Source organism: Microbispora sp. NPDC004025, from assembly GCF_053604425.1.
The window spans coordinates 130,532-145,238 of the sequence record NZ_JBSGHN010000009.1 but is presented as its reverse complement, the minus strand read 5'-3'; the positions used below and the strand labels follow the sequence as shown (position 1 = coordinate 145,238).

At 73.3% G+C, this 14,707-nt stretch carries 5 protein-coding genes; all 5 read left to right on the top strand.

The window, feature by feature from the left end; all coding sequences use genetic code 11:
• The first annotated feature begins 280 nt into the window (after positions 1–280).
• The 5 genes from ACWEQG_RS22805 to ACWEQG_RS22785 all read left to right on the top strand — a co-directional run bounded on the left by ACWEQG_RS22805 (position 281) and on the right by ACWEQG_RS22785 (position 14,593).
• Positions 281–1,723, top strand: coding sequence for a family 43 glycosylhydrolase (locus ACWEQG_RS22805; protein ID WP_452287490.1), 1,443 nt, complete (start codon positions 281–283; stop codon positions 1,721–1,723).
• 254 nt (positions 1,724–1,977) lie between these two features.
• On the top strand, positions 1,978–3,537 hold the full coding sequence (locus ACWEQG_RS22800; RefSeq protein WP_452287488.1) for an alpha-L-arabinofuranosidase B: 1,560 nt from the start codon (positions 1,978–1,980) through the stop codon (positions 3,535–3,537).
• 222 nt (positions 3,538–3,759) lie between these two features.
• The gene (locus tag ACWEQG_RS22795; protein ID WP_452287486.1) at positions 3,760–8,697 is read left to right on the top strand and encodes an amino acid adenylation domain-containing protein; all 4,938 of its coding nucleotides are present in this window, start codon (positions 3,760–3,762) and stop codon (positions 8,695–8,697) included.
• A complete protein-coding gene (locus ACWEQG_RS22790) occupies positions 8,694–14,057 on the top strand; it encodes an amino acid adenylation domain-containing protein (protein ID WP_452287484.1) in 5,364 nt (1,787 codons plus the stop codon). Before ACWEQG_RS22795 ends, ACWEQG_RS22790 begins: the two co-directional genes overlap by 4 nt.
• A 122-nt stretch (positions 14,058–14,179) precedes the next feature.
• On the top strand, positions 14,180–14,593 hold the full coding sequence (locus ACWEQG_RS22785; RefSeq protein WP_452287482.1) for a hypothetical protein: 414 nt from the start codon (positions 14,180–14,182) through the stop codon (positions 14,591–14,593).
• The last annotated feature ends 114 nt before the right edge of the window (positions 14,594–14,707 follow it).

Here is a 14,707-nt window from a genome sequence, read left to right as displayed (position 1 = left end):
CCACCCGAGCCTCCGGCCTGAATCTCCACTCGAGATCCCGCATGAACCGATGCCCGAGCCGGGCGAAAGCCGCACGCCGGCGCACGAGGCGGGCCGCAGTGAAAGTTTCACCGCCACGCGGCCCGTATTCGCCGCACTTCCGCACCCGGACGCATCGCTCTTGACGGACCCCGGTCAAGGGCCAACACTGAGCGCACCACCACCCAATCCCGGCTGTGAGATTTCGGCATTTCCGTACCGCGAGAAATGTTAACGCTCACAATCGCAGGAGGCACCCCCCATGAACCTCCTTTCACCCGTACGCCCCGCCATGGCGGCGATGGTCGCGCTGCTGCTGGCTCTGGGCCTCGGCATCGTCGCCCCGGGCCCGGCCCACGCGGCGACGATCGACACGAGCGCGTCGTACGTGCTGGTCAACCGCAACAGCGGCAAGGCCCTGGACGTCTACAACATGGCCACCAACGACGGCGCCCCCCTGGTCCAGTGGGCCCGCAACGACGGCGCCTGGCAGCAGTGGCAGTTCATCGACTCCGGCGACGGCTACTACCGCCTCAAGTCCCGCCACAGCGGCAAGGTCGTCGACATCTCCGGCCGCTCCACCGCCGACGGCGCCGACGTCATCCAGTACACCGACAAGAACGCCACCAACCAGCAGTTCCGCGTCGTCGACACGACCAACGGGTTCATCAAGCTGATCAACCGCAACAGCGGCAAGGCCCTCGAGGTGTGGGAGTGGTCCACCGCAGACGGCGGCCGCGTCTCCCAATACACCGACCTCGGTGGCGCCAACCAGCAGTGGCAGCTCGTCAAGCTCGGTGGGGGGACGAGCACACCGCCGCCCTCCTACCCCAACCCCGGCGCGGTGAACGGCGACGTGACCACGCACGACCCGGAGGTGGCCAAGAGGCCGGACGGGACCTACCTGCTCGCCTACACCGGCAACGGCATCCAGCTCAAGACCTCGACCGACCGCACCACCTGGCGCAACGCGGGCGCCGCGTTCCCCGGCGGGGCCTCCTGGGCGCACGGGTACACCAACGGGAGCAACGAGCTGTGGGCGCCGGACATCACCTACGTCAACGGCAAGTACTACATGTACTACTCGGCCTCGACCTTCGGCTCCAACCACTCGGGCATCTTCCTGGCCACCAGCGCGACCGGGGCGTCGGGGTCGTGGACCAACCAGGGCCTGGTCATCGAGTCGAACACCTCCGACAACTGGAACGCCATCGACCCCAACCTGGTGGTCGACGACCAGGGCCGATGGTGGCTCGACTTCGGCTCGTTCTGGTCGGGGATCAAGATGATCCAGCTCGACCCGGCCACCGGCAAGCGGTCGAACAGCACGATCCTCAGCATCGCCGGCCGTAACGGCGGCGCGATCGAGGCGCCGTTCATCTACCGGCACGGCGGCTACTACTACCAGTTCGTCTCCTTCGACCTGTGCTGCAGGGGCGCGTCCAGCACCTACCGCATCATGGTGGGCCGCTCCGCCTCGGTCACCGGCCCGTACGTCGACCGGAACGGGACGGCGATGACGTCCGGCGGCGGCACGCAGATCCTGGCCGGCCACGGGAGCATCCACGGCCCCGGCCACCAGGCCGTGCTCGCCGACAGCGATGGAGACGTCCTCTTCTACCACTGGTACGCCGACGACGGGTCCTCGCGCCTCGGCATCAACAAGCTCGGCTGGGACGGCGCCGGCTGGCCCTACGTCTACTGACCCGCCTCAGGCGGTCCCGGCTCCGGCACCGGCGCGCGGTGGAAGGCCGTCCCTGGCCTGTCGGCTCGTCGGGCGTGTCGTTCCGGCCGGCGAGCCCGGACCGCCATCAGCGGCACGCCGGCCACGTGCCGCGCGTCAACCCCGTCTCCCCGGTGCGAGCGCCTCGGGCAGGCAGGACGCCGCCTTCCGCCTCGCCGGCCGGGACGGCCCCCGGATTTCCACCACCACCCCCCAGAAAGGCACGGAGGACCAGCATGATCTCCGACTTACGGCGCCTGAGGAAGGCACTGTTGTCCGCGGGCGCGGCGGTCGCGCTCTCCGCCGGTCTACTGGCCGGCGTCGCCACGCCGTCGCAGGCCGCCGGGCAGGGCCCGTGTGACATCTACGCCGCGGGCGGCACGCCGTGCGTGGCCGCGCACAGCACGACCCGCGCGCTGTACGGCGCCTACAACGGCCCGCTCTACCAGGTGCGCCGTTCCTCCGACAACGCCACCCGCGACATCGGCGTGCTGAGCGCGGGCGGGGTCGCCGACGCCGCCGCGCAGGACGCGTTCTGCTCCGGCACGACCTGCTTGATCTCCGTCATCTACGACCAGTCGGGCCGCAACAACCGGCTCACCCAGGCGCCTCCCGGCGGGTTCTCCGGCCCGGCAGCGGGCGGTTATGACAACCTCGCGGTCGCCACCGCCGCGCCGGTCACGGTCGGCGGGCACAAGGCCTACGGCGTGTACGTGGCCCCCGGCACGGGCTACCGCAACAACGCCACCAACGGGGTGGCCAAGGGCGACCAGCCGGAGGGCATGTACGCCATCTTCGACGGCACCCACTACAACGGCGGCTGCTGCTTCGACTACGGCAACGCCGAGACCAACAGCCGCGACAACGGCAACGGCACGATGGAGGCCATCTACTTCGGCAACAACAAGGTCTGGGGCTACGGCGCCGGCAACGGCCCCTGGATCATGGCCGACCTCGAAAACGGCCTGTTCTCCGGCGTGAACCAGAAGTACAACGCCGGCAATCCGAGCATCAGCCACCGGTTCCTGACCGCGATCGTCAAGGGTGAGCCGAACCACTGGGCCATCCGCGGCGGCAACGCCCAGTCCGGCGGGTTGTCGACCTTCTACAACGGCGTGCGGCCCAACGTGCCGGGCTACAACCCGATGAAGAAGGAAGGCGCCATCATCCTCGGCATCGGCGGCGACAACAGCGTCGGCGCCCGCGGCACCTTCTACGAGGGCGTCATGACCTCCGGCTACCCCTCCGACGCCACCGAGAACGCGGTGCAGGCCAACATCGTGGCCGCCGGATACTCCACCTCCACCGGCGGCCCCAGCAACGGCACGCTCACCCCCGGCTCAGCGATCTCGTTGCGCGCGACCACGTCCGGCTACACCGACCGCTACATCCGGCACCAGAACGACCAGGTCCTCACCTCGGTGATCACCTCCTCCAGCGCGTCGCTGGACAAGAGCGACGCCACCTGGATCGTGCGCAGCGGCCTGGCCAGCGGCTCGTGCGTGTCGTTCGAATCGCGGAACTACCCCGGCGACTACCTGCGCCACCAGAACTACCAGCTCTACCGCCAGCGCGACGACGGCAGCGCGCTGTTCGCCGCGGACGCCACCTTCTGCCCGCAGGCCGGCAAGAGCGGGCAGGGCACGTCGTTCGCCTCCTACAACTTCCCGACCCGGTTCATCCGCCACTACAACAACACCGTCTACATCGCGAGCAACGGCGGCTCGAACACCTTCGACAACGCCACCGCGTGGAACGCCGACGTCAGCTGGATCGTCTCCCAGCCCTGGGCGTAGCTTCCCGCGATCACCCGAAGCCGTCCCCGGTCCGCCGGGGGCGGCTTCCCGTTTTCGCGGGAAGTTACCCATATCGTCAGGATTTCGGTTGGTTACATGTAGAACTCAGTCCGACATCACTGAAATAACAGAAGGATCTTCGGTCTAACTCGTTCTATGCGCCGTTTGTGACGATGTGCGAGGCATATCACCACCTTTCCTTAACCACAGAGGGGATCACAGGTGGCCGACACCCTCGCATCGTTCGAACCGGCCCATAAGGCCTTCGAACGGCAGGCGCGACGCACCCCGGACCACACGGCGGTCGTCTCCGGCACCACCCGCACGACCTACGCCGCTCTCAACGCGCAGGCCAACCGCATCGCCCACGAGCTGATCTCCCGCGGAGTGCGGCGAGGCTCGGCGGTCGGCGTGTGCCTGCACCGTGACGAGAACCTGATCGCGGCGCTGCTGGGCGTGTGGAAGACGGGCGCCGCCTACGTGCCGCTCGACCCGGCCTACCCGCCCGAGCGGCTGGAGTTCATGATCGAGGACGCCGGGGTCTCGCACACGGTCACCTCCGGCGAGCTCGCCGCGCGCCTGCCACGACGCGAACTCGTCCTGCTCGGCGACGCCGGCGACCGCCCCGGCTCGGATCCGGACCTGCCGGGCGACCCGGCCGATCTGGCCTACGTCATCTACACCTCCGGCTCGACCGGGCGTCCCAAGGGCGTCGCGATCGAGCACCGCAACGTGATGACGCTGCTGCGCTGGGACGCCGATTACTTCACCGCCGAGGAACTGGCCGGGTTCCTCGCCTCGACGTCGGTCTGCTTCGACCCGTCCGTCCCGCAGCTCTACCTGCCGCTGCTGCTGGGCGGCACGGTGATCATGGCGGACAACCCCCTCGCGCTGCACACCCTGCCCGCCAGGGACGAGGTCACGATGATCAGCGCCGCGGCCTCCGCGCTGACCGCGCTGCTGCGGGAGCCGCTGCCGCCGAACGTGCGTACGGTGCTGTCCAGCGGCGAGCCGGTGAGCCGGGCCCTGGCCGACCGCGTCTTCGCCAACCCCGGCGTGCGGCGCATGGTCAACCTGTACGGCCCGACCGAGTGCACCGTGCACTGCTGCGCACACGAGATCGCCAGGGACGAGCCCGGCGAGCCGCCGATCGGCACGCCGTACGCGTGGTCGGAGCTGTCGGTGCGGGGCGCCGGCGGCGAGGCGCTGGGCGACGGCGAGCTCGGCGAGCTGTGGGTGGCCGGGCCGCTGGTCGGCCGGGGTTACCTGAACCGGCCCGAGCTGACCGCGGAGCGGTTCGTGACCGACGCCGGGGGCGTGCGCCACTACCGCACCGGCGACCTGGTCCGCCGGGAGGGCGGCGTCTACCACTACGAGGGGCGGATCGACGACCAGGTGAAGGTCGCGGGCTTCCGCGTCGAGCTCGGCGAGGTGCGGGGCAGGCTGGAACGCCACCCGCTGGTCGGCCAGGCCGTCGTGCTCGCCCCGGCCGACGAGCAGGGCACGCGCAGGCTCGTCGCCTACGTGGAGCCGGCCGGGCCCGGCCTCGACGAGGGCCGGCTGCGGGCCTGGCTGCGCGAGTGGCTGCCCGACTACATGGTTCCCGCCAGGATCGTGTTCCTCGACGCCGTTCCGATCGGTCCCACGGGCAAGGTGGACCGCTCCCGCCTGCCCGAGGTCTCCTTCTCCGGGCCACGCGAGGACACCGAGCGGCAGCGGAACGACATCGAGCGGCAGCGTAACGACGCCGAGCGGCAGCGGAATGACACTGCGCGGCAGCGAGACGACATCGAGCGGCGGATCGCCGCCATCACCGCCGAGACGCTCGGCGTCGAGCGGGTCGGCGTCCACGATCACTTCCTCGACCTGGGCGGGCACTCTCTGGCCGCCGCGAGGATCTGCGCCCGGATCGAGCAGGCGCTGGGCGTCCGCGTCGCGCTGACGACCTTCCTGGCCCGGCCCACCGTCGCCGAGCTGGCCGAGTACGTCCGCGAGGCCGCACCGTCCGCCGCGCCGGGCGCCGGGACAGACACCGAGGCAGGCGCCGGGACAAGCGCCGGGACGAGCACCGTGCCGCCGCTGGTCCGCCACACCGGCCGGACCCGCTATCCGCTGTCGGCCGGGCAGCGCGGCAAGCTGCTGCTGCGCGAGGTGAGCCAGAATCCGCACGCCACCGCGATCGCCTTCCGGCTGGGGCTGCGCGGCCTCACCTCGGCGGAGCCGCTGCGGGCCGCCCTGGACGCGATCGTCCGGCGGCACGAGGCCCTCCGCTCCGTCGTCGTGGACGGCGTCGCCGTCGAGGTCGTACCCCCGTCGCCGGTGCCGCTCGAGGAGCACCGGCCGGCCGGCCCGCGGGAGGCCGACGAGCTGCGGCGGGCCGCGGTCGCGCACGATTTCGACCTGTCCCGCGACACGCCGCTGCTGCGGGCCACCCTGCTGTGGTCCGGGCCGGACAGCGCGGAGCTGGTGCTGCTCACCGACCACACCGTGTTCGACGGCGCGTCGCTGGGGATCGTCATGCGGGAACTCCTCGACGGGCTCGCCGGCGGCGGCGAGGTCCTCCTGCCGGAGCCGCCGCTGCAGATCGGCGACGTCGCTGTGCGCGAGCAGGAAACCACACGGGACACCGAGGCGCTGCGGGCCTTCTGGGCCCGGGAGCTCGCCGGGGCGGTCCCGCCGTACGAGCTGCTGCCCCGCCGGGACGACCGGCCGAGCCGCCTGCGCGGTGAGCGCCTGGTGCGCCGCCTGAGTCCGGCGACGGTCGCGCGGGTCGGCGAGCTCGCGGCCGGCAGCGGCGCCACGCCGTTCGCGGTCTACCTGACCGTGCTCGGCATGCTGGTGGCGGGGCTGACCGACCGGCGTGACGTGGTCCTCGGCGCCGCCGTGGCCGACCGCGCCGCCCCTGGCCTGGAGGGCGTGGTCGGCGTGCTCGTCGACGTCCTCCCGGTGCGGCTGCGCCTGGACGACGGGCTGTCGCTGCGCGCGGCCGTACGGCAGGCGGGGGCGGCGACCGCCCGCGCGATGGACCACAGAGGGCTGAGCGAGCAGGAGCTGACCGAGGCGGCGGACGTCGAGCGCCCGCCCGGCTGGGTGCCGACCCCCGTCACGCTCTCGATGCAGCCGCCCGAGGTGCCCCTCTCGCTGGATCTCGGGGGCGTCGGCGTGGACCTGATCGGCGAGCTGGACGCGGGCAGCGTGCAGGTCCCGCTGATCGTCTACGTCAACGCCACGGCGGCCGGGCCCGAGCTGCAGGTCGAGTACGACCTGGAGCACCTGGACCGGGCCGCGGCAGAGACCCTGACCGGTCGTCTGGCCGGCCTGCTGGACGACGCCCTGGCGCACCCGGACCGGCCGCTGTCGGCGTTCGAGGTGATCGGCGCGGAGGAACGGGAAGCGCTGCTGGCCGCGGGAACCGGTGCGCCGCTGCCCGCGGACGCGCCGCGGACGGTCGTGGAGGCGGTGCTCGGGCAGGCGGCGCGCCGCCCGCACGCCCCGGCGGTCGCCGACGGGGAGGGCGTCCTCACCTACGGCGAACTGGCCGGCTGGGCGCGACGGGTGGCCGCGGCCCTGGGACCGGAGGCCGCCGGCTCCTGCGTGGGGGTGTGCCTGCCGCGCGACCGCCGGCTGCCCGCCGCGCTGCTGGGCGTGCTGCTCGCCGGCGCCGCCTACGTTCCGCTCGATCCCGGTCACCCGCTCCGGCGGCTGCGCGACCAGGTGGACGACTGCGGCGCCAAGGTGATCGTCGCGGCGGGCGAGGGGCTGGCCGTGGCCCGGGATCTGGGCGGCGTCGTCGTCGACCTTGCTCGGCTGCCTTCGTCGGAGGCGGTGCGGGACGGCGCCGAGGCGGACCCCGGCGACCTCGCCTACGTCCTCTACACCTCGGGCTCCACCGGCAGGCCGAAGGGCGTGGAGATCACCCACGCCAACCTCGCGGCGTTCGTCGCCTCGATGACGGTCACGCCGGGGGTCCGGCCGGACGATGTGATGCTCGGCCTGACGCCGTTCTCGTTCGACGTGTTCGGCTTCGACGTGTGGGTGAGCCTGTGCCGGGGGCTGCGGCTGGAGCTGCTCGGCCGCGACGAGGCGCTCGACGGGCGGGCGGTGGCGCGGCGCGTCGCGGAGTCGGGGGTCACGCTGATGACCGCGACGCCGACCACGCTGCGCATGCTCGTCGCCTCCGGCTGGCGGAGCGATCCCCAGGAGCGCGGCGGTGACGTGCGGGTGATCAGCATCGGCGAGGTGCTCGACCCGGCCCTCGCCGCCGGGCTGCTGGATCGCGGGGTCGATCTGTGGAACGCCTACGGGCCCACCGAGACCACGATCTACTCCACGATCGTCCGGGTGACCGCGCCGGTCGGCGACCAGGTGTCCATCGGCCGGCCGCTGGCCGGGGAGCGGGCGTACGTGCTCGACCGGGCGGGGCGCATGCTGCCCGCCGGGGTGACGGGCGAGCTGTGGATCGGCGGCGCCGGCGTGGCCGCCGGTTATCGCGGCCGGCCGGAGCTGACCGCGGCAGCCTTCATCGGCGACCCGCAGGGCGGGCGCCGCTACCGCACCGGCGACCTGGCCCGCTGGCGGCACGACGGCACGCTCGAATTCCTCGGGCGGCGCGACGGGCAGGTGAAGGTCCGCGGCCACCGGATCGAGCTCGGCGAAATCGAGTCCGCGCTCCGCGAGAGCGTCGCCGACGCGGTCGTCGCCGTGCGCGACGGCGACCACCTCGTCGGATACCTCGCCGCGCCGCAGGGGGCCGACACCCACGAGCTGGAGCGCCGGCTGAGCACGCGGCTGCCCGACTACATGGTTCCCCGCCGCTGGGTGCTCCTGGACGCCCTGCCCCTCACCGCCTCGGGCAAGGTGGACCGCACGGCCCTGCCGGAACCCGGCGACCGGGTGCCGCGGGTGCCGCCGAGCACCGAGGCCGAGCTGCTGGTGTCGGAGGTGTGGAGCGCCGTGCTGGACGGCCCGGAGCCGGGCGCGCACGACGACTTCTTCGCCCTCGGCGGCCACTCCGCCACCGCCGCCCTCGTGGCGGCCCGGCTGAGCGACGCCCTGGACCTGACCGTGCCGGTGCGCCTGCTGTTCGAGCGGCGGACCCTGGCCGACTACGCCGCCGGGCTGGAGTCCCTGCTGCTGGCCGACCTGGAGGAGACGCCGTGACCGTCAGCGACGAGCGCAGGAGCGCTCTCGCCGGCCGGCTGGCGGCGGCCCGCCGCGCCCATGCCCGTGCCGTCCCGGCGATTCCCGTCAGGGAGGGGGACGGCGGCCCCGCTCCCCTGTCGCCCGCGCAGGCCCGGCTGTGGTTCCTCGCGCAGCTCGACGACGTGGCCGCCTACAACGTGCCGACCGTCGTACGGCTGCGCGGGCCGCTGGACGTCGCGGCGCTGCTGGGCGCCGTGCGGGACCTGGCCGACCGGCACGAGGTGCTGCGCAGCCTGTTCACCGACGAGGGCGCGGTCCCCGTCGACGCCGGACGGGTCCCGATCACGGTCGAGGACCTCGACGACGACGCCCTGCTGGGCGCGCGGCTCCAGGAGGAGCTCGCCCGCCCGTTCGCGCTGGACGCGCAGCCGCCCGCCCGCGCCCTGCTGCTGCGGCTACCCGCGGCCGGGGAGCACGTGCTGTCGCTGACGGTGCATCACATCGCCTTCGACGCCTGGTCGCGGAACCTCGCGCTGACCGAGCTCGCCGCCCTGTACACGGCACGGCTCGGGCTCGCCGGCCCGCCCCCGCCGCCGCGGGTGCAGTACGCCGACTACGCGGCCTGGCTCGCCGGGCGGCCGGAGGGCGACCTGTCCTGGTGGACCGGGCGGCTGGCCGGGCTCGAACCGGTCCTGGACCTGCCGGTGGACCGGCCGCGCCCCTCGGTCGCCGACTGGACGGGCGCCACCGTCCCGGTGCGGCTCGCGCCGGCGCTGACCGCCCGGGTGCGCGAGGCCGCCGCCGAGACCGGCTGCACGCCGTTCATGGTGCTGCTGGCCGCCTGGCAGGAGCTGCTCGGCCGGGTCTGCGGCACCGACGACGTGCCGGTGGGCGTGCCCGAGGCGGGACGGCTCCACCCCGGCACCGCGGACATGCTCGGCTGCTTCGTCAACACGCTCGTCCTGCGGGGGGACAGGTCCGGCGAGCCGACCGGCCGCGAGCTCCTGGCCCGGACGAAGGCCGCCATGCTCGACGCGCTCACCCACCGCGACGTGCCGTTCGACCGGATCGTGGAGCACCTGCACCCCGAGCGCAACCTCGCCACCACGCCGATCTTCCAGGTGCTGCTCAACGTGCTGGAGGACGGCTCCCGGATGCCGGACTTCCCCGGCCTGTCCGCCGAGCAGGTGCAGTTCCCCCTGCGCACCACCAAGTACGACCTCAACCTCGCCCTGGACAACCTGGGCGAGACGTACGAGGGCGAGCTCGCCTACCGCGTCGATCTGTTCGACGAGGCGACCGCCCGGCGCGTCACCGGCTGGTATCTCACCCTGCTGGAGGGCATGCTCGCCGACCTCGACGCGCCCGCGGCGTCCGTGCCGCTGGAGCCGGTGACCGGGCCCGTCGTCTCCGGCACGCGGATGCAGATGGACCTGACCCGGCCGCTGCACGCGTTCGTCGGCGACCACGCGCGGCGCACGCCCGGGGCGACGGCGGTGACCGACGCCTCCGGCTCCCTCACGTACGGCGAGGTGGACCGGCTGGCCAACCTCGTCGCCCACCGTCTGGTCGCGGCAGGGGTGCGGCCGGACGAGCCGGTCGGCGTCCTCGCCGGCCGGCACCGCGGGCTGGTTCCCGCGCTCCTCGGCGTGCTGCGCGCGGGCGGTGCGTACCTGCCGATGGATCCTCTCTATCCCGACGACCGTCTCGGCCACATGCTGGAGACGGCCGGCGCGCGGGTCGTGCTCGCCGATCCCGAGCACGCGGGCCGGCTCCCCGGCACGCTGGTCCTGCCCGAGCTGCCGGCCGCCGGGCCCGAGGATCCGCCGGACGTCGAGGTCGCCCCGGACCGGCTGGTCCATGTGATCTTCACGTCCGGCTCCACCGGGCGGCCCAAGGGCGCCGGGATCGAGCACCGGTCGGCCCTGCACTACCTGCACGGCCTGGCCGAGCTGGTGCCCGACGTGTACGAGTCGTACGGGGTGGTCTCCACCACCGCCGCCGACCTGGGGCTGACCTGCCTGTACGGCGCGCTGTTCCGGGGCGCCGCGGTCCACCTCGTGGACCAGGAGACCGCCACCGACCCCGAGGCGTACGCCGCCTATCTCGCCGCGCACCCGGTCGACGTGATCAAGATGGTGCCGAGTCATCTGGAGCTGCTGGCCGCCCACGGCGACCTGGGCAGGATGCTGCCGCGCCGGCTGCTGATCCTCGCCGGGGAGGCCACGTCGTGGGAGCTGGCCGAGCGCATCCGCGCGGCCCGGCCCGACCTGGAGCTGCAGATCCACTGCGGCCCGACCGAGACGACGGTCTCGGTCCTTGGCGGCCGGGCGCCCGGCACGCCCACGGGGGCGGGATCGGTGCCGCTCGGCCGTCCGCTGCCCGGAGTGGACTGCTACATCGTCGACCCCGCCGGCCGCCCGCTGCCCGCCGGGGTGCCGGGCGAGCTGTGGGTGGCGAGCCCGAGCGTCGCCCGCGGCTATCTGAACCGGCCCGATCTGACGGCGCAGCGGTTCGTCCCCGACCCGGTGACCGGAACCCGGCGCTGCTACCGCACCGGCGACCGGGTCCGGCTCAACGCCCAAGGGCTCGTGGAGTTCCTCGGCCGGGTCGACGACCAGGTCAAGATCAGGGGCTTCCGGGTGGAGCTGGGCGAGGTGAAGGCCGCCCTGCAGGAGCAGCCCGGCGTCCGGGAGGCCGCGGTGCTGCCGGTCGGCAAGGGACACTCCCGGCGGCTGGCCGCCTGGGTCGCGCCCGCCACCGTGGACCTCGCCGTGGTCAGGGCCGGGCTGCGTGAGCGGTTGCCCGACTACATGGTCCCGTCCGCGATCGCCGTCCTCGACGAGCTGCCGCTCACCCCGCTCGGCAAGATCGACCGGGCCCGCCTGCCGGTCCCCGAGGCGGCGCCCGCCGCCGGCCGGGTGGCGCCGAGCACCCCGGCCGAGCTGCGGATCGCCGCCGTGTGGGCCGACGTCCTGGGTGTGACGGACTTCGGCGTCGACGACGACTTCTTCGCGCTCGGCGGCGACTCCTTCCGCGCGGTGCGGGCGGTCCGGGAGATCGACCCCACGCTGCGGGTGATCGATCTGTTCACCCGGCCCACGGTGCGCGAGCTGGCCGCTCACCTCGACGGCGGCGCGCAGGCCCCCGCCGGTCTGCTGCACCACCTGGCGGGTCCGCGTACGGCGAGCCGCACCCTCGTCTGCGTGCCGTACGGGGGCGGGTCCGCCGCCGCCTTCCGGCCGCTCGCCGCCGAGCTGGCCCGCCTCTCGCCCGGGACGGCGGTGGTCGCCGTCGAGCTGCCCGGGCACGACTCGGCGCGCCCCGAGGAGGATGCGCTGCCGATAGCGGAGCTGGCCGGGCGCCTCACGGCCGAACTGGCCGGGGTGCGCGGCCCGATCGCCCTGTACGGGCACTGCGTCGGGTCGGCCGCGACGATGGAGCTGGCGCTGCGGCTGGAGGCCGCGGGGACGCCGCTCGCCGGTGTCGTCGTCGGCGGCAGCTTCCCCGACGCGCGGCTGCCCGGACGGCTGTCGGCCTGGTGGAGCCGGAGGTTCCCCGCCCACCGCTGGTCCTCCGACCGGGCCCAGCGCGACTTCCTGCGCACGCTGGGCGCCGTGGACGACGACTTCGGCGACACCGGGATCATGCTGCGCGCCCTGCGGCACGACGTCGAGGAGGCGCAGGCGTGGTTCAGCCGGCATCTCGACTCAGCCGGCGACTCCCCCGAGGACTCCCCCCGGCATGAGGAGCACAGGCTCGCGGCGCCGCTGCTGTGCGTGATCGGCGAGCGTGACCGGTCGACCGAGCTCTACCGGGAGCGCTACCGCGAGTGGGGGGCGTTCGCCGAACGGGTCGAGCTCGCCACGATCCCCCGGGCCGGGCACTACTTCCTGAAACACCAGGCCGAGACCCTGGCGCGGCTGATCGACGAGCGGCTCGGCCGCTGGGCCGGCGGCGAACTGCCCGATCCGGTGGGGTGGGTCGAGGTGGCCGGGCAGAGCGCCCGGCGGGAGCTGCGCCGCTTCTACACGGTCGCGGCCGGGCAGACCGTGTCGCTGCTCGGCGCCGCGCTGACCTCCTTCGCCCTGGGCGTGTGGGCCTACCAGGAGAACGGCCGGGTGCTCGACTACGCCCTCGTCACCATGCTCGCCCTGCTGCCGTCGCTGCTCGCGGCGCCACTGGGCGGCGCGGTCGCCGACCGGGTGGACCGGCGGCTGGTCATGCTGATCTGCGACGGCGTCTCCGCCGCGGCCACCGCGGCCCTGGTGATCCTGCTCTGGCTCGGACGGCTGGAGGTCTGGCAGGTCGGGGCCATCGCGGGGGTGCTGTCCCTGGTGACGGCCTTCCACCGGCCCGCCTATCTGGCGGCCGTCGCGCAGCTCGTGCCCAAGCCGTATCTCATGCAGGCCAACGCGCTGGCCAACCTCGGCACCGGCCTCGGCATGCTCGCCGGCCCGCTGGGCGGCGCCGCTCTCGTCGCGACCGTCGGGCTGCACGGCGTGGTGGCGGTGGACGTCGTCACGTTCCTCGCCGGGCTCGGCACGCTGCTGCTGGTGCGTTTCCCCGACAGGCTGTTCCGCCGCCTTGAGGAGTCGTTCTGGCAGGCCATCGCCGGCGGGTGGCGCTTCCTCGTACGGCGGCGCCCGCTCATGATCATGATCGGGTTCTTCGTCGTGGAGAACTACCTTGGCATGCTGGCCCAGGCGGTGACCGTGCCCGCGGTGCTGTCGTTCGGCGACGTCGCGGGCGTGGGCGTGGTGACCGCCATGCAGGGCCTGGGCGCGGTGCTCGGCTCCCTGGCCATGGTGTTCTGGGGCGGCACCGAGCGGCGCGCGGTCGGCATGGTCGGCTTCGTGATCGGGTTCGGGGCCGGGGTGCTGCTCGTCGGCCTGCGGCCCTCGCTCCCGCTGGCCGCGTTCGGCGGGCTGATGGCGTGGGCGTTCCTCAGCGTGCTGAACGCGCACTGGCTCGCCATCATCCAGCTCAAGGTCGGCCTGGAACTGCAGGGGCGGGTGCTGGCCACCAACCAGATGCTCGCCGTGTCCATGACGCCGCTGGCGTTCCTCACGGCGCCGGTGCTGGCCGACGACGTCTTCGGCCCGCTGCTCGCTCCCGGCGGCGCGCTCGCGGACACGCTCGTCGGCGACATCGTCGGAGTGGGGCCGGGGCGCGGCGTCGCGCTGCTGCTGGCCGTCTGCGGTGCGCTGCTGGTGCTCTGGGGCGCGCTGGGGCTGTGGTTCCGGCCGCTGCGGCTCATGGAGGACGCGCTGCCCGACGCGGTCGCGGGCGCCGAGATCCCCGACGACCTCGACGCCGTCCAGGTCGAGGCGGACGCCAGGCTGCGGGAGGACACCGCGCGCACGTGGCCGGCGTGACCGCGGCATCCGGTCCTGTTCAGTGACAAGTCGATCACAAGTGCGCCTGCCTACCTTCGGCCGGTGGAAGTCGGTGGAGACCGACGGCTCCGGCGTCCGAGGGGACGAACAGCATGTCGTTGATGTCGAAGGTCACGGGCGCCGTCCTGGCGGCGGCGGCCGGGTGGTCGTCTGGTGGAAGGACAAGGTGCCCGGGCGGGTCCGGGCCGCGATTGGCCGGGGCCGGGAAGGCCGTCACCGAGGTCTGCGGCGAGGACGTCTACGGGAACAACGAGTGCCACGACGACCTGATCTCCGCCGAGCGGCCGCTCGGCAGCACGGCCGGCGGCGACAGCGGTGGGCCCGTCTTCGAGTTGACCGGCGGCTCCAGCATGGTGCGGGCGATGGGTTCCCACACGGGCACCATCACGACGACCTCGATCTTCGGCGGCAAGAACGAGTGGACCCTCTTCCAGGATTTCGGCACGGCCACCCGGGACTTCCCCGGGCTCGAGCCCTACCTCGGTTTCGCCAAGGACCCCCCTCAAGCCGGCTGAAGCTCGGGTGGTATGCGGAGGCCGATGTCCGCTTGACCGGTTCTGTCGGGTTCCAGTTAACGATCTCGATGAGATTCGCCCGATTCACTGGCGCCCGGCTCCGCCCGGCGGTGT